At 66.0% G+C, this 23,360-nt stretch carries 24 protein-coding genes and 1 tRNA gene; 12 read left to right on the top strand and 13 right to left on the bottom strand.

Annotated features, from left to right (window positions below):
- On the bottom strand, positions 1-942 hold the full coding sequence (locus tag ACZYZF_RS19350) for a GDP-mannose 4,6-dehydratase (protein WP_463836521.1): 942 nt from the start codon (positions 940-942) through the stop codon (positions 1-3).
- A gap of 56 nt (positions 943-998) precedes the next feature.
- Here ACZYZF_RS19350 and ACZYZF_RS19345 point away from each other — a divergent pair, with 56 nt between their 5' ends.
- The 7 genes from ACZYZF_RS19345 to ACZYZF_RS19315 all read left to right on the top strand — a co-directional run bounded on the left by ACZYZF_RS19345 (position 999) and on the right by ACZYZF_RS19315 (position 7,266).
- Positions 999-2,762: a hypothetical protein gene (locus tag ACZYZF_RS19345; protein WP_463836520.1), complete on the top strand. Its 1,764-nt coding sequence runs from the start codon at positions 999-1,001 to the stop codon at positions 2,760-2,762.
- A 70-nt stretch (positions 2,763-2,832) separates the two neighbouring features.
- Positions 2,833-3,783, top strand: coding sequence for a hypothetical protein (locus tag ACZYZF_RS19340; protein ID WP_463836519.1), 951 nt, complete (start codon positions 2,833-2,835; stop codon positions 3,781-3,783).
- 6 nt (positions 3,784-3,789) lie between these two features.
- A complete protein-coding gene (locus ACZYZF_RS19335) occupies positions 3,790-4,224 on the top strand; it encodes a hypothetical protein (protein WP_463836518.1) in 435 nt (144 codons plus the stop codon).
- A 34-nt stretch (positions 4,225-4,258) separates the two neighbouring features.
- Positions 4,259-5,644 (top strand): EspA/EspE family type VII secretion system effector, encoded by a 1,386-nt coding sequence (locus tag ACZYZF_RS19330; RefSeq protein WP_463836517.1) that lies wholly within the window; start codon positions 4,259-4,261, stop codon positions 5,642-5,644.
- A gap of 116 nt (positions 5,645-5,760) precedes the next feature.
- Positions 5,761-6,153 carry a hypothetical protein gene (locus ACZYZF_RS19325; RefSeq protein ID WP_463836516.1) on the top strand — a complete coding sequence of 131 codons (393 nt, stop codon included), beginning with the start codon at positions 5,761-5,763 and terminating at the stop codon, positions 6,151-6,153.
- 75 nt (positions 6,154-6,228) lie between these two features.
- Positions 6,229-6,741, top strand: a complete 513-nt coding sequence (locus ACZYZF_RS19320; RefSeq protein WP_463836515.1) for a hypothetical protein — start codon at positions 6,229-6,231, stop codon at positions 6,739-6,741.
- Positions 6,742-6,900: 159 nt separating this feature from the next.
- Complete coding sequence (locus tag ACZYZF_RS19315; RefSeq protein ID WP_463743936.1) at positions 6,901-7,266, top strand: carboxymuconolactone decarboxylase family protein; 366 nt, start codon at positions 6,901-6,903, stop codon at positions 7,264-7,266.
- Here the strand turns inward: ACZYZF_RS19315 and ACZYZF_RS19310 are convergent.
- From ACZYZF_RS19310 to ACZYZF_RS19300, 3 genes are all read right to left on the bottom strand, one after another.
- Entirely contained in the window at positions 7,263-7,793 is a 531-nt protein-coding gene (locus ACZYZF_RS19310) for a hypothetical protein (RefSeq protein ID WP_463743935.1), read from the bottom strand. The two genes, ACZYZF_RS19315 and ACZYZF_RS19310, sit on opposite strands and share 4 nt — an antisense overlap.
- A gap of 52 nt (positions 7,794-7,845) precedes the next feature.
- Positions 7,846-7,921, bottom strand: a tRNA-Thr gene (locus ACZYZF_RS19305).
- Between the two features lie 92 nt (positions 7,922-8,013).
- Positions 8,014-9,222, bottom strand: coding sequence for a DNA polymerase III subunit delta' (locus tag ACZYZF_RS19300; RefSeq protein WP_463836514.1), 1,209 nt, complete (start codon positions 9,220-9,222; stop codon positions 8,014-8,016).
- An 82-nt stretch (positions 9,223-9,304) separates the two neighbouring features.
- Between ACZYZF_RS19300 and ACZYZF_RS19295 the strand changes: the two genes are divergently transcribed.
- On the top strand, positions 9,305-10,912 hold the full coding sequence (locus ACZYZF_RS19295) for an adenylate/guanylate cyclase domain-containing protein (protein WP_463743933.1): 1,608 nt from the start codon (positions 9,305-9,307) through the stop codon (positions 10,910-10,912).
- A 6-nt stretch (positions 10,913-10,918) separates the two neighbouring features.
- Here the strand turns inward: ACZYZF_RS19295 and topA are convergent, their stop codons facing one another.
- The 3 genes from topA to ACZYZF_RS19280 form a co-directional block, all read right to left on the bottom strand.
- Positions 10,919-13,729, bottom strand: a complete 2,811-nt coding sequence (topA, locus tag ACZYZF_RS19290) for a type I DNA topoisomerase (protein ID WP_463743932.1) — start codon at positions 13,727-13,729, stop codon at positions 10,919-10,921.
- Positions 13,730-13,832: 103 nt separating this feature from the next.
- Positions 13,833-14,426 carry a hypothetical protein gene (locus ACZYZF_RS19285; protein ID WP_463743931.1) on the bottom strand — a complete coding sequence of 198 codons (594 nt, stop codon included), beginning with the start codon at positions 14,424-14,426 and terminating at the stop codon, positions 13,833-13,835.
- Positions 14,427-14,521: 95 nt separating this feature from the next.
- Entirely contained in the window at positions 14,522-14,725 is a 204-nt protein-coding gene (locus ACZYZF_RS19280) for a cold-shock protein (RefSeq protein ID WP_006243848.1), read from the bottom strand.
- 301 nt (positions 14,726-15,026) lie between these two features.
- On the opposite strand from ACZYZF_RS19280, the gene ACZYZF_RS19275 reads away from it, so the two are divergent.
- Complete coding sequence (locus ACZYZF_RS19275) at positions 15,027-17,363, top strand: DEAD/DEAH box helicase (RefSeq protein WP_463836629.1); 2,337 nt, start codon at positions 15,027-15,029, stop codon at positions 17,361-17,363.
- A 293-nt stretch (positions 17,364-17,656) separates the two neighbouring features.
- The gene (locus ACZYZF_RS19270; RefSeq protein WP_463836513.1) at positions 17,657-18,682 is read left to right on the top strand and encodes a PAS domain-containing protein; all 1,026 of its coding nucleotides are present in this window, start codon (positions 17,657-17,659) and stop codon (positions 18,680-18,682) included.
- Between the two features lie 11 nt (positions 18,683-18,693).
- Here ACZYZF_RS19270 and ACZYZF_RS19265 read toward each other — a convergent pair whose 3' ends face one another.
- The 6 genes from ACZYZF_RS19265 to ACZYZF_RS19240 are packed head-to-tail and all read right to left on the bottom strand — an operon-like array spanning position 18,694 to position 21,157.
- Positions 18,694-19,005, bottom strand: a complete 312-nt coding sequence (locus tag ACZYZF_RS19265) for an Rv3654c family TadE-like protein (protein WP_463836512.1) — start codon at positions 19,003-19,005, stop codon at positions 18,694-18,696.
- Between the two features lie 31 nt (positions 19,006-19,036).
- Positions 19,037-19,363, bottom strand: a complete 327-nt coding sequence (locus ACZYZF_RS19260; protein ID WP_463836628.1) for a TadE family type IV pilus minor pilin — start codon at positions 19,361-19,363, stop codon at positions 19,037-19,039.
- Between the two features lie 8 nt (positions 19,364-19,371).
- A complete protein-coding gene (locus tag ACZYZF_RS19255; RefSeq protein ID WP_463743928.1) occupies positions 19,372-19,575 on the bottom strand; it encodes a DUF4244 domain-containing protein in 204 nt (67 codons plus the stop codon).
- A gap of 27 nt (positions 19,576-19,602) precedes the next feature.
- Positions 19,603-20,184 carry a type II secretion system F family protein gene (locus tag ACZYZF_RS19250; RefSeq protein WP_463743927.1) on the bottom strand — a complete coding sequence of 194 codons (582 nt, stop codon included), beginning with the start codon at positions 20,182-20,184 and terminating at the stop codon, positions 19,603-19,605.
- Positions 20,181-20,984, bottom strand: coding sequence for a type II secretion system F family protein (locus ACZYZF_RS19245; protein WP_463836511.1), 804 nt, complete (start codon positions 20,982-20,984; stop codon positions 20,181-20,183). The genes ACZYZF_RS19250 and ACZYZF_RS19245 overlap by 4 nt, the downstream gene beginning before the upstream one ends.
- Positions 20,981-21,157, bottom strand: coding sequence for a conjugal transfer protein TrbB (locus ACZYZF_RS19240; RefSeq protein ID WP_463836510.1), 177 nt, complete (start codon positions 21,155-21,157; stop codon positions 20,981-20,983). The genes ACZYZF_RS19245 and ACZYZF_RS19240 overlap by 4 nt, the downstream gene beginning before the upstream one ends.
- A gap of 174 nt (positions 21,158-21,331) precedes the next feature.
- Between ACZYZF_RS19240 and ACZYZF_RS19235 the strand changes: the two genes are divergently transcribed.
- Positions 21,332-22,042 (top strand): hypothetical protein, encoded by a 711-nt coding sequence (locus tag ACZYZF_RS19235; protein ID WP_463836509.1) that lies wholly within the window; start codon positions 21,332-21,334, stop codon positions 22,040-22,042.
- A gap of 61 nt (positions 22,043-22,103) precedes the next feature.
- Complete coding sequence (locus ACZYZF_RS19230; RefSeq protein WP_463836508.1) at positions 22,104-23,351, top strand: ImmA/IrrE family metallo-endopeptidase; 1,248 nt, start codon at positions 22,104-22,106, stop codon at positions 23,349-23,351.
- The last annotated feature ends 9 nt before the right edge of the window (positions 23,352-23,360 follow it).

The following is a 23,360-nucleotide window of genomic DNA, read 5'->3' as shown; positions in this document are numbered from 1 at the left end:
TTAGCGGGAATTACTCCGAAAGAATTCGACCGTCCTGGGGATTCCCGCGGCCAGGTCCACCTGGGGCTGCCAGCCCAGCACCTCACGCGCCCGCGTGATGTCCAGACGGGAACGACGCAGGTCACCGAGCCGCGGCGGATGCATCTCCGGATCGTCCGCCGCACCGACGGCGACGGCGATCGCGGTGTGCATCTCGCGGGTCGAGGTCTCCACCCCGGTACCGACGTTGAACCGCTGGCCACCGCCCTCTGATCCCGACGCCTTCACGAAGGCATCCACCACGTCATCGACATAGACATAGTCGCGGGTGTCGCTGCCGTCACCGAAAATCTTGGTGGGCCGCCCGGCGAGCAGGGCCTGCGCGAAGATCGCCACCACGCCGGCCTCGCCGTGCGGATCCTGGCGCGGGCCGTAGACGTTGGCCGGCGCGATATGTGAGCAATCCAGGCCGTACAGATTGCGGAACATGTTGAAGTAGACCTCGCCGGCCACCTTGCTCGCCGCGTACGGCGACGCCGGATCCGCCGGAGTGTCCTCACTCGTCGGGTACGACGGCGGAGTGCCGTACACCGAGCCGCCTGACGACGTGTGCACCACCTTGCGCACGCCCGACTGCCGGGCTGCCTCGGCCAACCGGACCACACCCACCACATTCACCGTGGAGTCCAGCTGCGGGTCGTCCACCGAACGCTTCACCGAGATCTGCGCGGCCAGATGGAAGATCACCTCAGGCTGGGTGTCTTTGAACAAGCCCAGCAGATCCGCGTCGACGATGTCTGCCTTGACGAACTCGAAGTTGTCATTGTTGTCGGCGCTGCTGAGGTTCTCCGCCCGGCCCGTGCTGAGGTCATCGAGCCCGACGACGCTGTGTCCGTCCGCCAGCAGCCGGTCAACCAGCGTCGATCCGATGAAACCTGCCGCTCCAGTAACCAGTGTTCGCACGGCCTCACCATACCGACGGCAGATTGGCCCCCGCTGGGTCCGTACAGTCGGCAAGAGTGAACAAGGTCGCCCGCATCGCCGCCGCGCTCATCGCGCTGCACCTGGTGGTCCGGGCGGTACTCGCATTCGGCGGCTATTTCTACTGGGACGATCTGATCCTGATCGGCCGGGCCGGGACCCAGGATCTGCTGTCGCCGTCATACCTCTTCGACGATCACGACGGCCACGTCATGCCCGCGGCGTTCCTGGTATCCGGCGCCGTCACGCGGGTGGCGCCGTTCTCCTGGGTGCTGGCAGCGGTGAGCCTGGTGGTGATGCAACTGCTGGCCTCGCTGGCGCTGGTGCGGGCACTGTGGGTGATCCTCGGCTGGCGCCCGGTGCTGCTGATCCCGCTGACCTTTGCCTTGTTCACGCCGCTGGCGTTGCCCGGGTTCGCCTGGTGGGCGGCGGCATTGAACTCCCTGCCCATGCTGGCCGCCCTGGCGTGGGTCTGCGGTGAGGCCGTGCTGTTGGTGCGGACGGGAGCTACCCGGCACGCGGTCCTCGGCGTACTGGTGTTCTTCGGCGGTCTGTTGTTCTTCGAGAAGGCCGCGGTGATCCCGTTCGTCGCGTTCGCCGTCGTCACCCTTCTGGGGTACGTCACGGGGACTTTCGGCGTACGCGACGTGTGGCGACGCGGCCTTCGGCTGTGGGTCGGGTGCCTGGGACTGACCGTGGCATGGATCGGGGTGTACCTCGTCGTCGTCGATCAGAAGCGGTGGAGCTTCGACCTGGCGATGACCTGGGACCTGCTGAGCCGATCGTTTACCCACGGCATCGTGCCCGGGATCGTAGGCGGGCCGTGGTCCTGGCAACGCTGGGCGCCCGCGTCCCCGTGGGCCACCCCGCCCGTCTCGGTGATGGTGCTGGGCTGGGTCGTCCTCGTTGTCGCTGTCGCTGTGGTGCTCGTGCGCAAGAACCGCATCTGGCCGGTTCTGGTCGTGGCCCTGGGCTACGCCGTCGCGTGCCAGATCCCGATCTATCTGATGCGCTCGTCTCGTTTCACGGCGTTGGAGCTGGCGCAGACGCTGCGCTATCTGCCGGACCTCGTGGTGGTGCTGGCGCTGTTGGCGGCGGTGGGATTCTGTGCGCCGAACCGGGATTCACGGTTCGCGTCCTATCTCTCGGCGTCACGCACACGCACTGCTGTATGTGTCGGTGTCGCGGTACTTTTCGTGGTGAGCAGTCTCTATTCGACGTTCACCTTCCTGAAGGTGTGGCAGGACAACCCGGTGCCGGCGTATCTGAACAATGCCCGCGCATCTCTGGCTTCCACCTCATCCGCCGCACCGCTGCTGGACCAGGAGGTCGATCCGCTGATACTGCAACGGGTGGCCGCTCCGGAGAACCTGGCCAGCCACATGTTCGCGCTCGCGTCACCACGGCCCGAATTCGCCTCGGCGACAACCGATCTGCGGATGTTCGACCGGACCGGCACACTTCTCCCCGCCAAGGTGACCTGGGTGCGCACCATCGTCGAGGGCCCGGCGCCCAGGTGCGGCTTCCTGGTGCAGCCCGACGAACCCGTGGTCATGCCGCTCGACGGGCCACTGCTGCCGGCCGATTGGACCGCCGAGATCAACTACCTGGCCAACAGCGACGGTTCACTGACCATGGCCCTGGCCGAAGGCCCCGAGGTGAAGGTGCCGGTGCGCCCCGGGCTCAACCGGGTCTTCGTCCGGCTGCCCGGGGCCGGCCAGTCGATTGCCGTGCAGGCCAACACCGCCGCGCTGTCGGTCTGCATCTCCCCCGGACCTGTGGGATTCCTGGCACCGAAGTAGTTCAGCTGCTGAGATACTGACGGTTGACTGTCGGGATCCTGGTGGGGGGACGTTCTGTGAGCAGACAGCGATGACAACGCTGCGCCGCGAGGGGCGTCGACACATCTGTGGGCTCACATTGGCCATGGCTCTCCTCGCACTCGTCGGATGTAATTCACGCGCCGAACCCACACTTCCCTCAGATACAGATCCCGCCACAATCTCCGACCGGGTCAACCGAGCCGACGGTCCAGAGTTCCTGCGGGACATCACGTCCGCGGCGTGGCCCGACGACGGCCGAGGTGCGGCCGAAGTCTTCGTATGGATTCCGCGCGATGCGCATTCAACCGATCACACCGCAGCGACTCGCGCCGGCCAAACGGCGCACGCCATCGCTTCGTTCATCGCCGACAACAAGGGCGAACCTGCGAATACCCCTGCCAATCCCCCTCTTTGGCAAGCCTTTGCCCGCAGCCTCGCCCCTTACGTCGGCGCGATGGTCGGCGACGCGACGGGAGTCGAGGGCTTCGGCTCGTTGGACGGCCCGGGTTCGCAGATGCGGCGTACCGCGGCCCTGTTCGGCGCAATGACCAAAGACAACGACGCCAACCAAGTCTTGATCGACGCGGTCTCAGAGCGCGCGCACAGCTACGAGGTCGCATTCGCCAAAGCCGCGGTGGCCGAACCATTGTTGGCCGACCGAGGGGCCGCACAACAAGCGGACCTGCTTCGCGCCGCTACCTTGCGCAGTCTCGTCGCCACCGGAGCGCATCTGGCGGGGAAGAGTCCGCCTCCGACACCCGCGCATGCCCAGACTGAACTCGCTTATCAGGTCGCAGTGCTCACCGCTCGCCCGGGTGATCCTCACATCAATGATGGGTTCTTCAGCGGTGGACAGCTTCTGCCCCCGAGTGACATCGCCGAGGCCGACTGGAGCATCTACGACACTCAGCTGACGGTCTATCTGACACCGTGGCCGCGCATCAACGACGCGATCCGTCAGTTCGGCGATGCGTACGACATTATCGCTCGTGGGCAGTGACGACAGGTGGTCAGCACGGTGATCCGCCAACTAGCCGTCACAGCATTGGTCGCCTGCCTGCTCGCTGGTTGTGGACTCTTCGGCGGCCCGAGTCCACATCACGACCGCTTCGCGCGACCGGACCATCTGAAGGACTCACCGTCCGGGCAGTATGCGGTGGCGGTGGACATGGGACCGAATCAGAACGGTGTCGACACCTGGGTGGCAGTGATCCGGGACAAAACAACGGGCGCCGAGGTGTTCCGCGACTCGTACGCCTACAGCAGTCGCCACGGCGTCGGCATCACCTGGCTGTCCACCAGTGACCAATTATGGTTGCTCTCCAGCGATGCCGGAACTGCGCACGTCGACCGGAAACCCGATGGGACCTGGATCAAGACCAGCATCTATCCGGAAACAGTCGGCGACATTCCCGAAGAGATCACAGCTCTCGGTGGCTGAGCATCGCGGTCGATGAGTGCTGAGATACTGACCGGTGACTGCCAGGATCCAGTCGAGGGGGAGTTTTGTGAGCGCGCTTGATGGCTTCTATTCCACGTGGAACAAAGCGCGGGCAACCTTCGGGGTCGGTACGCCCGTCGACGGCTCCCAGCACGACGGCAGCTCCCAGCTACTGCGGATGAAGGGCATGGTCGAATCGGCCGCCCAGCACGATGGCTGGCAAGGAAAGGGCGCCGAGGCCTATGCCGCTGCTAACAGAGAGCATGCAGCCGTCTACCAGAAACTCGCCGACCTCGACAAAAAGATGGCTGCCGAGGTCACGAATGCCGCGAACATCGTCACCAACGGTCGCACTCAACTCGACACCACAAAGTCCTGGGTCGACAGCGCCGTGAACTCACTGCCCAGCTCGCTCAGCCCCCAGGCTCGCGAAAACAGCCTGATACCGATCGCCAATCAGGGCATCACCCAGGTCAAAAACACCGTCAGCAATGCCAACGGAGACATGCTCAAGATCGGTTCTCGCATCACCGACATCAAGAACCAGTACGACGAGCTGCAGAACCAGAAGCTCGGGCCGGACAAGGACGGCAAGGATTCGAAGGACCCCGACGGCGGCGAGGCGCCAGCCGAGCCTGGATCGAAACCCGGTGAGCCAGGCGGGCCTGAGTTTGTCATCGGACCTCCTACGAAACCCGACATCTCCTGGGACGAAGACTTCAAATACGGTTCCGCTGAGCCCGGGGTCGGTGATTACCTGAAGCGAGCCGAATGGGAGGCAAAGCTTGCGGGTGGTCGTTTGCTGCGAAGCGACCTCGACGACGCGACTCAGATGTATCGGCACTATTGGGATAACGACGGAAAACCAATCGAATTCGATTACGAAGAGGCCTACCGGGAGGACCCAGGTATCCGCGCCAACGTCGACGATCAGATCAGCCGAGCCCAACGTGGGGCTGAAGAACTGATCCGGGGCGGCAACACGTCATTCTCGATGACCGGCGATGCGACACAGACCGCGAACTACCCGACCACTGAAAATTGGCAGAAAGCAGTTGGCGGATACCAACAATGGAGCAGTGCGGACGTCAAGGTCGAAGGCAACAAGGTCACGATGACGGTGACAGTGCACGCCGAAGACCACTACAACTTCAATCGCGGTCAATCCGACATTGGGACCGGAGCGTCCGACAACGACAACGGTAGGTTCACCGAGCTGGGATGGGCCAAGCCGTTCGATTCCCACGGGGAAGTCACCCGGACAGTTACCTGGGAACTCGGGAGCGCGCCGACAGCCGATCAAGGGAGCTCACCCCAATTCAATCCGGGACGGGAAGACCGGGTGGACGGCAGAGGCAGCCCAGGTGGAATTCGAGTACCCGATAACAATCGCAACACCGGAGGTGTGACACTGCCGTGACGAATTCTTTTGGGGCGAAAAGGATCAGCGCTGCAGCCCTGTCATTGACCTTGCTCATCTTCGCGCTTACAGCATGTTTTCCCAGTTCGCATGATCGGCAACCGATGGAGGGCACCGTGAACACCCCTGCCGCCAAGACCACGTCAAATCCGGTCCGGCACGAACTGGAGCCATTGACCAAACGCTTCCCCGCGCTCGGGTCACCAGTCACCGCCTCGTGGGTTAGCGGAGACATGGGTGATCCGCAGGCCCCAGGGCCGTCGTTGTACTGGATCGACAGCATCGTCGAACTTAGCCCGGCAGTCGCGAACGATCTGAAAACGAGGTATCGAGCCGTTCCGACTGCCAACCAGCCCGATGTCTGGGAAACGCTGAGAGGAGTACTGCCACAAGGCGGCCTGCTCGGCAGCGAGCAACTCAACGCGGCGTTCACCTCTACCAGGATCAAATCTAAGGCCTACCTAGCCGAGAATTCGCCGGTCATCGTCATTACCGCAATTGGGGAGTAGACGGGAAGTCAGTTGACCTCAAATCCGCCACACACTGGTGGTACGCCGATGAAAACTAGAATTTTCGTCGCCATCATGACCGGGCTCTGCCTGACCCCCACCGCCTGCACCGCCGAAGGTTCATCCGTGAATGCTGTTGTGCCCCAATCGCAACAACAAACCCAGGACACACTCATGAGCTACCTGAAGCGCACCCTGCACGGGCTGCCGGCAGGCACCGTCATAGACGCCACCCGATACGGTTCAGCTGGCTCAACCGGGTACTGCGACGATAACGACAGCACACCCACCGCTCCGAGGAATTTCAGCACCATCGGTGAACTGCAATCACCCCCGGGAATCGACAACGATGCCACCGTGAGGAAGGTCGGCGAGATCTGGCGCAGCTGGGGATGGAAAGTAATCGAGCGCGACGAGTTCCGGAAGCCCAACCAGTTCGGATATGGCCCTGATGGCTACCGCCTCCAGATCATTTCTGCATCACCGACGAGTTTCCCGCCCACCGTAGATGCAATCTCGCCTTGCTACCCGGGGACGATCGCCCGCGATGACATCGTCTTCCCGATGAAGATTGCATCGGGCAGTTAGTCGGTGACCGTGCCCCGCCGACAATTGGGGCAGTCGGCGAGCCCGCCGTGTTCGCCATTTCACTTTCGCTGGCCGCCGCGGCGGCGGCAACGACGGCTCCCGTGTCGTCATCACCCCACCGGCGAGTAACTCGTCTGAGCACATGCCAAGCTGGCAGGCATGACTGATGTACGCGAACAGGGTCTGCGTGTCCTCCGAGAGATGGTGCCGCACCTGCCGGCCGACGTTGTCGAACCCGACGGCAGCTTCGGCGATGAGCTGCTGGCGATCGGCGTCGACAATGTCTTCGGCCGGTTGTGGAGCCGTGACGGGTTGAGCCGGCGTGACCGCAGCCTGGTCACCATGGGCATCTTGATCGCCCTGCGTGCCACCGATGAGTTCGAGTCGCACGTCAGGATCGGCCTCCGCAACGGCCTCACCGAGGACGAGATCGCCGAAGTCATCTACCACGCCAGCGGTTACGCGGGATTCCCTGCTGCGAATACAGCCCGCAACGTCGCCCGCGATGTACTGACCAGAGACTAGAAGACGCGGCTTCCCTGCCCCGACAGCTCGAAGCCGTGGTCGCCCACCACGCAGACCGTGCTCACGTCGGTGACGGCACATGTTCCGGTATCGGGGTAGATGAGCTTGCTGCCCGCGGGAAGCAGCTTGTAGTCGGCCGGATCAACTGTGCGGTCACGCGGCGCCTTGTAGTCCGTGTACTTCTCCATGGCAGCCAGATCTCCGGTGGAAAATGTCGCCGGATCAAGTGACATGGCCGCGAAGACGCTGACCATGTTGCTCGATGTACCGGGCAGCTCGCCCCAGCAGCTGGCCTGCTTCATCGGTGGATTGGCGCGGCCGGTGTAGGTGATCCGGCATCGGTATCCGTCTGGACTGACGAACTGCGCGCCGTTGGTCGTCGGGTAGTTGTAATACGTGCTGTAGGGGTGAACATCCACCGCGGTGTAACCACCGAGATCAGGAATTTGCCCCGGATCAGCCCCCGCCACCGGAGCTGTCAGCGAAACCGCTGCCAGGAGAGCCGCACCCACCACGATCCGTGCCATGGCGGTGAGCCTATCGCCGATTGCTCGAGTGGCATGCGACGCGAAAAAAAAATGGAGCCGCCTGGGGGAATCGAACCCCCGACCTTCTCATTACGAGTGAGATGCTCTACCGACTGAGCTAAGGCGGCGCACCCGGTGAACCGGGCGGCACCACTTTACGGCAGACGCCACCCAGGACCCAACTTGATCCCCGAGTCGCTGCGCTCCTGCCCGCCGGACCTCACCCACGCAGCGCCTGCCCGACCGTCGCCACCATGGCGTCGACGGCGAACTTCGGTTTGACGTTGATCGCCAGCGCCTCGCGGCATTCGAGCACCGCCTCGATGCAGCGCAGCAGCCGGTCGGGCGGCACGTGGGCGGCCATGGCCTCCACTTTCTCGGCCATGTCCGGGTGGTTCGCGGTGACTCCGCCGGCTCCCGAGGACACCAGCAGCGCATCGCGGAAGTACGTGGCGAGGTCGATCAGGGCCCGGTCCAAAGCATCGCGATTGGCCCGCGTGCGTCGTGACTTCTGCCGATTCTCCAGCTGCTTGAGCGCACCGGCGGTCCCGCGGGTGGTGGCGGCGGTGCCTTTTCCGGTTCCACCGGCACCGAGGGCGGTCTTGAGCTCCTCGGTCTCGGTCTCGTTGCGCCCCGCAGTCAACGCGAGTGCCTCGGACTCGGCGACGGCCACCATCTCCTCGGCAGCCGCGAACGCCCGCGCCGGCGTCGCAGCGTCCCGGGCCAGCCCGAGCGCCCGCTTGCGCCGCTCTCTGGCCTCCGGATCGGTCGCCAGCCGTCGAGCCCGGCCCACGTGGCCGCCGCTCACCGAGGCTGCCCAGCGGGCGTCGCCTTCCGGCAGCCCGTCTCCGGAGATCAGCACGTCGGCGATGGCGTCCACCGACGGCGTGGTCAGCGCCACGTGCCGGCAGCGTGATCGCAGCGTGATCGCGATGTCCTCGGGGTCTACCGACGGTGCGCAGAGTAGGAACACCGTCGATGCCGGCGGCTCCTCGACCACCTTGAGCAGTGCGTTGGCGGCACCCTCGGTGAGCCGGTCGGCATCCTCGATCACCACAACCTGCCAGCGTCCGGTCCCGGGACGGCGCGACGCGATCTGGACGATGTCGCGCATCTCCTTGACCGCGATCGACAACCCCTCGGGCACGATGCGGCGCACGTCGGCGTGGGTGCCGGCCATCGTCGTCGTGCAGGCCCGGCATTCACCGCACCCCGGCGTCCCCTCTGACGTGCACTGCAAGGCCGCCGCGAAGCACAGCGCGGCCACCGAACGCCCCGACCCGGGCGGGCCCGTGATCAGCCAGGCATGTGTCATGGTCCCGACAGTGGTGCCACTGTGTGGCGAATCACCGCGGGCCGCCGACGCGGCCGCCACCAGCTCCTGTTCCACCGCGTGCTGGCCCACCAGCCGCGTAAAGACCCCGCTCATCGTCCCCAACAGTAGTGGTCAAGCCGACACAACCACGTCACAGCAGGCGCTGAACGTCCCTGCGGCCCGATACGGTGAACGGGTGACCACGGAGCCGATACCCGTCGCGCGAATCGGTGCATTCGCGCGCTGGGTGGCGCGCACCCCGTGGCCGGTGTTCACGCTGGGCATGTTGCAGGCCGACATCATCGGCGCGCTTTTCGTGCTGGGCTTCCTACGGTTCGGCCTGCCGCCGGAGGACCGCATCCAGCTCCAGGACCTTCCGGTCGCCAACCTGGCGATCTTCCTGGGGTACCTGTTCGTGTCGTTCACGGTCGGCGCCTACCTGGCACTGCGGCTGCTGATCCCCATCATCCGGTGGCAGCGCCGCGACACCTTGTTGTCCAAGTCCGACCCCGCCATCACCGAGCTGGCGCGGGTGCGGACGCTGAAAATGCCGTTCTACCGGACCATGATCAGCGTCACGAACTGGTTCCTGGGCTCGATCGTGTTCATCGTGGCCAGCTGGCCGGTGGCCAGCAAGTCAGCTCCGGTGGTACTGGTTGCCACGGCGCTTGGCGCGACCGCGACCGCGATCATCGGCTACCTGCAGTCCGAACGGGTGCTGCGGCCGGTGGCGGTCGCCGCGCTGCGCGGTGGGGTGCCGGAGAACTTCCGCGCCCCCGGGGTGATCCTGCGCCAGGTGCTGACCTGGGTCCTCTCGACGGGTGTGCCGGTCCTGGCCATCGTCCTGGCCCTGGTTGCCAGCAAGTTCTCGATCCTCTCCGCATCCGCGGACCGGCTGATCACCCCACTGTTGCTGCTGGCCATCGCCGCGCTGGTGATCGGATTGTCCGGCACCGTGCTGGTGGCGATGTCGATCGCCGATCCGCTGCGCCAGCTGCGCTGGGCGCTGGGCGAGGTGCAGCGCGGTAACTACAACGCGCACATGCAGATCTACGACGCCAGTGAGCTGGGCCTGCTGCAGGCCGGGTTCAACGACATGGTGCGCGAGCTGGCCGAGCGGCAACGGCTACGTGACCTGTTCGGCCGTTACGTGGGTGAGGACGTGGCCCGACGCGCCCTGGAACGCGGCACTGAGCTCGGCGGCCAGGAACGGGACGTGGCGGTGCTGTTCGTGGACCTCGTGGGTTCGACGCATCTGGCGTCGACGATCCCCGCCGGTGACGTGGTGAACCTGCTCAACGAGTTCTTTCGGGTCATCGTCGACACCGTCAACCGTCACGGCGGGTTCGTCAACAAGTTCCAGGGTGACGCAGCCCTGGCCATCTTCGGTGCCCCCATCGAACACCCCGATGCCTCCGGCGGCGCGCTGGCGGCATCCCGTGAACTGCACGACGAGCTGCTCAGCGTTCTGGGCACCGATACCGAGTTCGGCATCGGGGTCTCGGCCGGCCGCGCGATCGCCGGCCACATCGGCGCTCAGGCCCGATTCGAGTACACGGTGATCGGCGACCCGGTGAACGAGGCTGCGCGCCTCACCGAGCTCGCCAAGCTGGAGGAAGGCCACGTGCTGGCCTCCGCGATCGCGGTCAGCGGCGCACTGGATGCCGAGGCACTGAGCTGGGACGTCGGCGAGATCGTCGAGCTGCGTGGGCGCACCGGGCCCACCCAGCTGGCCCGCCCGATGAACCTGGTGCTCCCCCGCGATCTGGAGCGCGATGACGCCGAGAGCGACCTGACCGGCTAGAGCAGGTCAGGCTTTCTTGGCCGCAGCCTTCTTCGCCGGAGCCTTCTTGGCTGCCTTCTTCGCCGGGGCCTTCTTGGCAGCCTTCTTCACCGGCCCGCGGGCCCGACGATCGGCCAGCAGTTCCGAGGCACGCTCATCGGTGATCGACTGCACGTCATCGCCCTTGCGCAGGCTGGCGTTGGTCTCACCGTCGGTGACATAGGGGCCGAATCGGCCGTCCTTGATCACCATCGGCTTGCCCGAGGCCGGGTCGGTGCCCAGCTCACGCAGCGGCGGGGCCGCAGCAGCCTGGCGCCCACGGCGTTTCGGCTCGGCGTAGATCTTCAGCGCCTCGTCGAGGGTGATGGTGAACATCTGCTCCTCGTTGGCCAGCGAACGAGAGTCGGTGCCACGCTTGAGATATGGGCCGTAACGGCCGTTCTGCGCGGTGATCTCCTCGTTGTTCGACGGGTCGACGCCGACCACGCGCGGCAGCGACAGCAGCTTGAGCGCGTCGTCCAGCGTCACGGTCTCCAGATCCATTGAGCGCAAAAGGGAACCAGTGCGCGGCTTGGGCCCGGTCGGCTTCTTGCCCTTCTTGGCCGTCGTCCCGGCGTCCGGGTCCTCGGGCGGCTCGGGGAGAATCTCGGTGACGTAGGGGCCGAACCGTCCGTCCTTGGCCACGATTTCGTGCCCGGACACCGGGTCGACACCCAGCACCCGGCCCTCTTGCGGTGTGGCGAAAAGCTTTTCGGCCAGCTCGAGGGTCAGCTCGTCAGGGGTCAGCTCATCCTTGAGGTTGGCGCGCTGCGGCTTCAGCTCCCCGGGATTGTCAGGGTCGGCGATCATGCGCTCCAGGTACGGCCCGTTGCGGCCCACGCGGACCACCACAGCACGGCCCTCGGAATCGTCGAAGAGCTTGATGGAGTTGACTTCTCGCGCGTCGATACCTTCGAGGTTCCCGCCGACCAGGTGCTTGAGCCCACCGGCCCGCGCGATCGAGCCCTCGACGCCGTGCTCACCACCGAAGTAGAAGTTCGACAGCCAGTTGGTGCGCTGCTCCTGCCCGTTGGCGATCTCGTCGAGCTCGTCCTCCATGGCCGCGGTGAAGTCGTAATCCACCAGCCGGCCGAAATGCTGCTCGAGCAGGCCGATCACGGCGAAGGCGACCCACGACGGGACCAGCGCACTGCCCTTTTTGACCACGTAGCCGCGGTCCTGGATGGTCTTGATGATCGAGCTGTAGGTCGACGGGCGGCCGATGCCGAGTTCTTCGAGGGACTTGATCAGCGAGGCCTCGGTGTAACGGGCCGGCGGGCTGGTGGTGTGTCCGTCGGCCGTCAGATCGGCAGCATCGACGCGCTGCCCCTGGGTCAGGTTCGGCAGGCGGCTCTCGGCGTCGTCGGCCTCACCGCCCGCCTGCTCGTCGAGGCTCTCGACGTAGGCCTTGAGGAAGCCCGCGAACGTGATGGTGCGGCCGGAGGCGTTGAAGACGACCTGCTCGCCCGAACTGGCGGCTCCGGCGATCCGCAGCGACAGTGTGGTGCCGCGCGCGTCGGCCATCTGCGAGGCCACGGTGCGCTGCCAGATCAGCTCGTAGAGCCGGAACTCGTCGGTGTCCAGAGCGCTGTGCAGCTGGCCCGGGGTCTGGAACACGTCCCCCGAGGGGCGGATCGCCTCGTGCGCCTCCTGGGCGTTCTTGACCTTGCGGGTGTACTGCCGCGGCGACGGATGCACGTACTCGTCGCCGTAGAGCTGCCTGGCCTGGTTGCGCGCGGCGTTGATCGCGGACTCCGACAGCGTCGTGGAGTCGGTACGCATGTAGGTGATGTAGCCGTTTTCGTACAGCCGCTGGGCGATGCTCATGGTGCGCTCCGAGGAGAACCGCAGCTTGCGGGCGGCCTCCTGCTGCAGCGTGGACGTCATGAACGGCGCATAGGGCTTGCGGGTGTACGGCTTCTGCTCGACGGAGCTGACGGCCAACTGGGCGCCACGCAGACCGGCGGCCAGGGCCCCGGCGCTGGCCTCGTCGAGCACGAGCACCTCGTCGGGCTTGCGCAGCTGGCCCAGCGAGTCGAAGTCACGACCGGCGGCGACCCGGCGGCCGTCGACGGTATTGAGCTTGGCGGTGAACTTGGGTGGCGTGGCCTGCGGGTCGGAGACCGACGCGTCCAACTCAGCACTGACGTCCCAGTACCCGGCGCTGCGGAACGCCATGCGCTCCCGCTCGCGCTGCACGATGATGCGCGTGGCCACCGACTGCACCCGGCCTGCGGACAGCTTCGGCGCGACCTTCTTCCACAGCACGGGTGAGACCTCGTAGCCGTAGAGACGGTCGAGGATGCGCCGGGTTTCCTGTGCGTCGACCAGGGCGATGTCCAGGTCACGGGGATTTTCCGCGGCGGCCCGGATGGCGGGTTCGGTGATCTCGTGGAACACCATCCGCCGCACCGGCACCTTGGGCTTCAGCGTCTCCAGGAGATGCCAGGCGATCGCCTCACCCTCGCGGTCACCGTCCGTCGCGAGGTAGAGCTCGTCGACACCCTTGAGCAGGTCTTTGAGCTCGGTGACGGTGCTCTTCTTCTCCGGGCTGACGATATAGAGCGGTTCGAAGTTGTCGTCGACATTGACCCCGAGGCGCGCCCACGGCTCGGATTTGTACTTGGCGGGCACGTCAGCGGCATTGCGCGGCAGGTCGCGAATGTGTCCGCGGGAGGATTCGACCACGTAGTTGGAACCGAGGTAGCCGGCTATCTTGCGCGCCTTTGTCGGCGACTCGACAATTACGAGTCGCCGGACGGGTCCCTTGCTTCCGCTGCCGCCATTATCGCCAGCCACCTGTGCTTACGCTCCACTCCTATAGTTGCCGCGCCACGCCCGGCAACTGACAATTTCGCATTACGCACGAGCCTACGCAAACCGGCTCTCCGTATGTCCACCATTAAATACGTGGCCACTGCGCCAACGCCGCCGCCTCCCCGGGCGGTTCCCCCACGTTCTCTACCAGGCGTGACAGCCGTCGCCGCCCACCGATTCGCAGGGCCGGATGAGCGCCTCTGGTCCCGATCAACGTCGGGGCGATTCCCACCCGCATCATCGCCGCGGCCAGCGCCGCGTGGGTATCGGGCGCATGCGGGTCGAGCCCCAGCACATAACGGTCGTCGGCCTCGGGCGTACCCGCCGCCAGCGTCCAAGCCCGCAACTCACGGGCGCCGGGCAGCCATCCCGGCGGCACCGTCTTGACCGCGCCACGGGTCCACTCCCTGGCGATCAGCATCAACTGCGGCTCCAGCTCGGTACGCACCAGCGGGTTGTTCTCGTCGGTGCGGGAGATCTCCGGCACCAGACCGGCGTCACTGATCATCTCGGCCAGGCCCTGGGCCCGCCACAGCTCGTCGACGACCACCGAGATCCGGGCCGCCTGCCGATCGCCGGTGCCCGCGAGGACGATCTGTCCCGGCCCGGCAAGAACGCCGGTCAGGTCGGCTACCGCGGGCGGCAACGACTCGGCCGAGAAGAACGACAGCTGGCTCACAAATCGACACTAGGCCAGCGCAGGCCGCAAAAACGAGAACACCCCCGCGGTGTCCGGTACGGACTCAGCGGGGGTGTCTGTGTTGGGTTTTTGTCTCAGACGGCCCGAACACCCGTGGCCTGCGGCCCCTTGGGGCTCTGGCCAACCTCGAACTCAACCTTCTGGTTCTCCTCCAGGGTGCGGAATCCGCTGCCCTGGATTTCCGTGTAGTGGACAAACACGTCGGCAGAGCCATCCTCCGGAGCGATGAAGCCGAAGCCCTTCTCCGCGTTGAACCACTTCACAGTTCCCTGTGGCATCTTTTGTTCTTTCCTTCTCTTTCAACCGGGTGCGGTCCACCGACTTCCGGTGCACCGGGCCCGTTCCGACCGCCATACCAACGCGCGAGCCGCCGGAACTGACCCGACCTACAACCCTCGCAGGAACCGCGATCGCAACGACGATCCTGCGAGTGCGAGTACAAACACAGAAGCTGCGACCGCGATTAGTCAATCATGTTCGGGGCGACTGCGACAGTCTCGGTTTGCGGCGCGTGGTGAACAATTCGTTTACAAATCCGGGCCGACGACGGCGGGGTGGATCGTAGGAGGACAGACAGTGCTGGAGCAGGGGTCAGATTTCGGCCGTGAGCTGCTCGCTTGCGTTGTCGAAGGCACCCCGTCGGACGAAAATCCGCTACGCCATGTCGCGGATATCCCTCCGCGACACGGCAAACCCCATCAGTGGCCGCAATGGGCCCCTCCAGAGATCGTGCAGGCGTTGCGGGATCGCGGCGTCACCGCGCCGTGGTCACATCAACTCGACGCCGCCGAGTTGGCCCACGGCGGTCGGCATGTCGTGGTGTCCACCGGAACTGCATCGGGCAAGTCCCTTGCCTATCAGCTGCCGATCCTGACGGCCTTGGCCGAGGACCGGCAGGCTCGCGTGCTCTACCTGTCACCGACCAAGGCGCTGGGTCACGACCAGCTGCGCACGGCGCAGAGCCTGACCGAGACCGTCGCTGCCCTGCGCGACGTCGCACCGGCACCGTATGACGGTGACAGTCCCACCGAAGTGCGCCGGTTCGCCCGGGAGCGGTCCAGGTGGATTTTTTCCAACCCGGACATGATCCATCTGTCCCTCCTGCGCAACCATGCCCGCTGGGCGGTGTTCCTGCGTCACCTCAAGTACGTCGTTGTCGACGAATGTCATTACTACCGTGGCATTTTCGGTTCCAACGTGGCTATGGTGCTGCGCCGGCTGCTGAGGTTGTGCGCGCGATACTCCCCTGATGACTCGGTCCCGACAGTCATTTTCGCCAGCGCCACCACGGCGTCACCTGCAGAGACCGCCGCGGAATTGATCGGGCAGACCGTCGCCGAGGTGACCGAGGACGGCTCACCGCAGGGCGCGCGCACGATCGCGCTGTGGGAACCGGCGCTGCTGGACGATCTCACCGGCGAGAACGGCGCGCCGGTGCGGCGTTCGGCCGGCGCCGAGGCCGCCCGGGTGATGGCCGACCTGATGACCGAGGGCGCACGTACCTTGACCTTCGTCCGGTCCCGGCGCGGTGCGGAACTCACCGCGCTGAGAACCCGGGCCCGGCTGGAAGACACCGCACCCGAGTTGGCCGATCTGGTGGCGTCCTACCGGGCCGGTTTTCTCGCCGAGGACCGCCGCGAGCTGGAACACGCACTGACCGACGGCCGGCTGCGCGGGCTGGCCACCACCAACGCGCTGGAGCTCGGCATCGATATTGCCGGGCTGGATGCGGTGGTGCTGGCGGGGTTTCCCGGCACCGTCACCTCGTTCTGGCAGCAGGCCGGCCGGTCCGGCCGGCGTGGGCAGGGCGCGCTGATCGTGTTGATCGCCCGCGACGATCCCCTGGACACCTATCTGGTGCACCATCCCGCGGCGCTGTTGGACAAGCCGATCGAGCGGGTGGTCATCGACCCGACGAATCCGCACGTGCTGGGCCCGCAATTGCTCTGTGCCGCAACCGAGCTTCCGCTCACCGCGGCCGAGGTCCGGTTGTGGAACGCCGAGGCAGTGGCCGAAACCCTGGTCGACGACGGACTGCTACGGAAACGCCCCAGCGGCTACTTCCCCACTCCTGGAGTCGATCCGCACCCCGCCGTGGACATCCGCGGCTCCAGCGGCGGTCAGATCGCGATCCTGGAGGTCGATACCGGCAGGATGCTGGGCAACACCGGCGCCGGGCAAGCGGCGGCGGCACTGCATCCCGGCGCGGTATACCTGCACCAAGGTGAGACCTATCTGGTCGAGTCGTTGTCCTTCGAGGACGGGGTGGCATTCGTGTATGCCGCCGATCCCGGCTACAGCACGTTCGCCAGGGAACTGACCGACATCTCGGTCACCGGTCCCGGCGAGCGCAGCACCTTCGGCCCGGTCACCGTCGGTCTGGTGCCGGTGTCGGTGACCAACACCGTGGTCGGCTACCTGCGCCGACGGATGGACGGCGAGGTCATCGATTTCGTGGAGCTGGACATGCCGCCCAGCACCCTGGACACCATGGCAGTGATGTGCACTGTCACCCCGGAAGCATTGCAGGACAATGGCATTGATCTGCTATCCATGCCGGGAAGCCTGCATGCCGCCGAACACGCGGCCATCGGCCTGTTGCCCCTGGTGGCCAGTTGCGACCGCGGTGACATCGGCGGGGTCTCGACGGCCGTCGGACCGGTGGACGGCCTGCCGTCGATCTTCGTCTACGACGGCTATCCCGGCGGCGCAGGTTTCGCCGACCGCGGATTCCGCAATCTCAGTACCTGGTGGGGAGCGACGGCCGACGCGATCGAAGCGTGTGAGTGCCCACAAGGTTGTCCCTCGTGCGTGCAGTCACCGAAATGCGGCAACGGCAACGACCCGTTGGACAAATCTGGTGCAGTACAAGTACTCCGCCTGGTGCTCGGCGCGCTGAGTACGTCCTCAGCGTGACCCCCGACCGCGTTGACGACCGACCCCTCGACGGCCGACTACGCGGATCTACAACTGCGTGGCTGCATTCGGCCACGCCGAACACACAGACGGTGCGACGAACGGTCGGACAACGCGATCCGTTCCCAATCCCGGAGGCCGGGCGCAGTGGCAAATTACGTGAACTCACTCATGTTTGCAACCCGAACGGCCGTACTTCGGATATCCGCGACCGTAATCCGCAGGTTTCTGCTGCGGATTACGTCGTCGCTGCGCGCGAATACAGCTACGCGCACCCCGGTAAAATGCCGCACATGACCCACGACTGGCTGCTCGTGGAGACACTGGGTAGCGAGCCTGTTGTGGTCGCACGAGGTCTGCAAACGAAGAACCTCGTCCCCATCAGTGTGTTTCTACGACGAAATCCGCACCTGATGGCTATTCAGAGCGCCATCAGGGAAACCGTGCAGGCCGGCCAGGGCCTCAGCAGCATCACACCCAAGCACGACCGCGTAATCCGCACCGAAGTGGTGCGAATGTCCGACGGACGCATCCACGGGGTGCACGTCTGGATCGGGCCGACGGACGTCGACGCGCCCGAGCGGCCCATTCCCGGCCCACTGATCTGGGACCTGACCGCCGGCGTGGCCACCGACACCGCAGAATCACTGCGCAACAGTGGAATGAACCCGGAAACCGAAGCCACCCACGGCCGAACCTTCGCCGACGACCTACCGGCCCGGGACCTCAACGGCAGCGAGGCCAAAGTGCTGGCCATGACCGTCAAGCCGGTCGTCGGCAGCACCTTGTGCACCACCTGGGATGTCACCGACCACCGCGGCGATCCCATCACGGTGGGATTCGTGGCCCGGGTGACCCTGGAACCCCATGACGACGGCTCCGACCGGCTGATCTCCCGGGCGATGAACTGGCGCAGCGAGCGCGAGGGTCCCGCGACACCCGTCGACAACCTGGCCCAACGCATTCTCGACGGGCTGGCTTGTCCCGGCGTGCACCGGGCCCTGGTCGGCCTCGACGACTGGAAGTTGCTGAAATGGCTCGACGAGCCGGCACCGTTCTTCGACTGGAGTAACCGCGACGGCGGAGCGTCGCGCATCAACCCGGCCGATGCCCGGCACATGGCGCGTATGACCACGGACTTCTCCGACGGCGTCACCACGGCTGTGTTGCGGATGCGCGCCGACGACGGCGGCTGGCGACCGGTGCACATGACGATCAACCGGATCGAACTCGCCGAGGACACCTTCGCGGGCCTGATCGCCTTTCGGTTGCCGACCGACGACGAGGTCGCCGCCGCGGACCTCGACCAGCTCGACTAGGCCACCTTCGACTAAACGACGAGATCCACCGGGCCCGCGCGCGCCACCGCCCGGGCCGGACCTATGCCCCACCGCCCGAGGCGGACCGGAACCGATACCTCGAGCACCACGTCGAGCCTCTCGATCCGGCAGGCGCCGAGGACCGAACGCATCCGTACCGCGATCCGGGTGGCCTGCGCGCATGCCGCATCCGGCCCGGAGACCACGGCGCTGGCTGCGCTCAGAGCGGCCAGATCCGCCGCGGCCTGGGCCCGGTGCCGGGCCGTGACGGCGGCGCCCAGATAGGCGCCGCCGGCCGCAAATGCGATCACCACCACGATCATCGCCGCAGCCAGCAGCGTGGCCGACCCGCGCTCACCGCGCGCCGGGTTCGGGGGCCGCGGCCGCCTCGGCCGACACCGTGAAGCCCGGCAGCGCTGTGGCGGCGCTGACCCGGGCCACCACCAGACCGCCATCGCGGCCGACGTGCACCACTGCCCCGGACGGGGCGACTCGGCGAGCGGCGGCCGCCGCCGCTTCCCCCTCACCGCGTGCCGCCAGGCGGACGGCTTCACGCGCCGCGTCGATACACCGGATCTGCATGCCCACCGCGCCGAGGCCGCCGACGCACAACGCCAGGACAACCACCAACGATGCGATGGCGAAGGCCGCCTCGACAGTGACCGCACCCCGGTCGTCCAGCCGGTCATCTAGACGTTCGTGTTCAGCGCCCGGCTGATGATGTTGGTCAGCGCACTCACGATCGAATCCCCCGTGACCACGGTGTACAGGATCGCCCCGAACGCCGCAGCAGCAATCGTGCCGATCGCATATTCGACGGTGCTCATCCCCGACTCGTCGAGCATCAACAGCGCCACCCTGGCATTCGTCTGCCGAATCATGTTTCCTGCCATGAAATTTCCTCCCTCTGCGATGTGTAATCACAACAAACCCGAACCCAGCACATCACCGGCCAAACCGGCGACTACCGGGATGACACCGAGGCACAGGAACGCCGGCAGATAACACAGCCCCAACGGCCCGGCGACCAGTACCGAGGCACGTTCTGCCACCGCATCGGCCGCGGCGATGGCATCGTGTCGGGCCTGGGCAGCCAACTCGGCCACCCCGTCGGCCAAGGCGCTGCCCGAGGCGGCCGACCGACGAGCCAGCCGCAACAGTGCCTCGGCATTTTTGTCCTGCGGTACCGCGTCAGTGCTGCCGGACCAGGCTCGGGCCGGGTCCGCCCCGAGCGCGAGGAGCTCGGCTGCGCGCCGCAGCATCGGCGCCAGTGACGGTGGGGCCGATGGGGTGGCGGCCGCAGCCGCGGTCGACACCGCCATCCCCGCAGCCAGGCATGCGGAGAACAAGTCGAATGTCGAGGCCGCAGCGAGCGGGTCATCGGTGCGCCGGCTTCGGGGGTTTGCCCTTGTCACCGGTGCGGGTGCGGCGCGGGATCGCACCTGGCCCGGATCTGCACCGATCAGCAGTGCAGCAGCGAGAAGCAGTGCCGCCCAGCTCATCTCAATGCCTTCTCGGTGATCTGATCCGACCACATCAGTCCGGCACAGGCCAGCAGCGCTCCGATGACCAGCAGCCAACCACCCGCGCCCGGGCCGCACAGAAACGCCAGGGGCTGCGCGCCGATCAGCTGACCCAGTGCAATCCCGGCCACGGGCAGCCCGGCCAGCACGGCCGCCGTCGCCCGCGGGCCCGCCATCGCCGCTTCGACATGACTGGAAAAGCGTTCGCGCTCAACGATGTCGCGCTGCGCGGTGCGCATCAGGGTGGCGATCGAGAGTCCGTATGCGTGGGCCAGCCGCCAGCAGACCGCGAGCCGTTCCCAGTGCATCGGCAATTGCGACGCCGCCGCGACATCTTCGAGACCGGCCGCGACATCGGCGCCCAGGCGGGCCCGTGCGGCGACTGCTCCCATGCCCCGGCGTACCGGTCCGGTCACCTCGCCGGCCGCGGTGCCGAAGGCGTTGACGGGATGCACTCCGGTGCGAAGTTCACCCACCAACACGTCCAACGCGGCCTGCAGCGCCGCGGATTCCTGTTGCCGCTGCCGCAGTGCAGCGCGACGCCTGCGGCGTACCACGACCGTCCCGGACACCAGAGCCGTGGCCACGGCGGCCGGCAGTGAAACCAGCCAGGCCAGAACGACTCCCAGCACCACGACGACGGGTGCTGCGCGCAGTCGACGCTGACCCGGCGCATCCGTTCGCCGGAGCGCATCCGTTCGCCGGAGCGCGGCCGCCCGCCGGGGCGTGGCCGGCCACAGCAGAAGCGCGGCAGCCAACGCCAGTGCACTCGCCGTCACGGCGACACCCGCTGTTCGACGAGACCATGGAGAGTCTCTGCGCCGCAGCCCAACCCGGTGTCGATGTGCCAGGCAGTGACCACCTCCAGATCACCCCGGGTCGATCGGCGTAGGACCGCGATCTCGGCGAGCCTGCGCCGCCCGGCGCCGTCACGCCCGACATGCAGCAGCACCTGCCCGAGTTATCTGTAGTTAACTCGATAAAGAGTGCCATAACTACGTGTTTATCAGCACAAATACCTTAGAGTACATGTACTCTATGAGGGTGCGTAGCAATATCAATCCCCTCGCCACGCCGGTACGGCGTGTTGCTTGCGCTCCCTGTTTTTGTGTGCGAAATTCGCCGTGTGAACCTACAAGAGCGGTTGCGCAAGGCGGTGTCGGATCATGGGCCGTCGTTGGCGACGCTGCGTTACGACTTGGAGGTGGTGATCCCCAAGGTCGGCCAGATGTGGCAACCGTTGTTCGAGGATCCATTGGACATTCACGGTCAGGCGTTTTGCACGTGTGTGCGCCAGATGGTGTTGCGGATGCGCGAGCTTCGCAAGCCGATTCCTGGGGACACGTTGTTGACTTCCCGCGGCAGTGGGTTGTCGGTGCAGATCGCCGATTCGCGGGGGATGGATTTTCGGGCCCGTCGGTGGCCGTCGAAGGTGTTGCACGGGGAGCGGGTTCGGGTGGTGACACATCCGGCCGGCGGCGATCTTCCGGTGCTGCGGCCGCCGAAGGCTCAGGTCGACGAGCAGATGTTGTTGGACGAGGAGGAGCCGGCGCCGTTGTTTCCGTCGCCGATTGTGACTCCGGCCGGTACACCGGATATCTTCGCCCTGTGGTGGCCGACCGACGATGGATGGGGATTGTCGGAGGCGGTGTTGGCGTTCGTGGTGGATGTGGACAATGCGTCGCGGGTGCAGATTTTGGCAACCGAGCCGCTGCCACCGGTCACCGACTCTCCGCTGGTGAATCCGCCGGCGCAGGGCCAGGGACTCACCGACGACTTCGGCGAGTACGAGCCGCCGGCGCTGGGTACGGGCGAGGATCCCGAGGAGCCCGCTTAAGGGGTCGTGGTGTCGGGGGTCGATGCGAATGTCAGCGGGTGGCTGTTGAATCGAGGTCGCAATGACGACGACCGTGGACGTGTATGGGTTGCGGGTCAACCAGGCCCGGGTCATGCGCGCGATGACTGCCACTGCGGTGATGGAAGCGTTGGGCTGGAAGCATTCTCGGTTGAATCGGCTGGAGAAGTCGACGATGACGGCGTTGCCGGTCGAGGATTTCGAACGGCTGGTGGCCGTGTTGCGGTTCCCGGCGAAGTTTTTCACCACGGCCCCGACGTCGCGGGTGCACCAGTCGGATCTGTTGTTTCGGGCACCGCGGTCGATCACGGCGACCGAGCGGGAGTATTTGGCGCAGTTCGCGGCGTTGGCTGGAGAGTTTCTCGACGAGCTCAATGGCCGCACTCAGTTACCTGCGGTGAAGTTGCCGATACTTCCGGTCGACACCGCGGTGGTCCAGGCCGCTGCGGCGGTGCGTGCCAGTTGGGGGTTGGAGCACGATCGGCCGATCGAGTACTTGACGCATGAGATTGAACGCAGCGGTGTGGTGGTCGTGGTGCGCCGATTGTTGACCTCGTCGTCGCGGCGGATCCTGGGTGACGGGGATTCCACCGGCAAGATCGACAAGCATTTGGGTTATTCGGTGCGTGTCGGGGAGTTCAATACTCGGCCGTTAATCGTTGTGCGGCAATCGAATTCGTGGGAACGCACCCGCTGGACGCTGGCTCATGAGGTGGGTCATTTGGTGTTGCATGCCTCGGGCAGTGTCACAGAGGCGTGTGAGGAGCAGGCTTCGCAGTTCGCGTCGGAGTTGTTGGCGCCGGCGGCGGTGCTGGCCAAGGAAGTGTCGCGGGCGCCGTCGCTGGCGGAGTTGTTGCCGGTGAAAGCCAAGTGGGGTGTGTCGCTGGGGGCGTTGATCAAGCATCTGCATACCTCGGATTTGTTGACTGGGGCGCGGTTTGAGGCGTTGCGCCGTCAGCTTTACACGCGGGTCAACCCGGATACCGATACGACGTGGGGTCGGGTGGAGCCGGGCTGGAATGACCGTGAGGTGGAGCGGCCCCGGTTGATCAGCAAGTGGCTGGAGATGGCGTTTTCGGCGCGTTCGGCGGCGATGCTGGCGCCCTATGACTTGGTGTGGCCCCAGGATCTGCTGGAGGACTTCATGGCTGGGCAGCGGGCCGCGCCGGGCGCGGCGGCGGTGCGGGTGGCGGCCGGCAGCGGCAGAGCGACAGCGGGCCCAGCGACACCGGTGCCCAGTACTGGGAGCAGCAATGTGATTCCGTTGCGGCAGCGAAGCCGGCGCGGCTAAAACACAAGG

Source organism: Mycobacterium sp. IDUB_24 (assembly GCF_055419385.1).
Note: the sequence above shows the minus strand (reverse complement) of the source record. Positions and strands in the feature narration are given on the sequence as shown.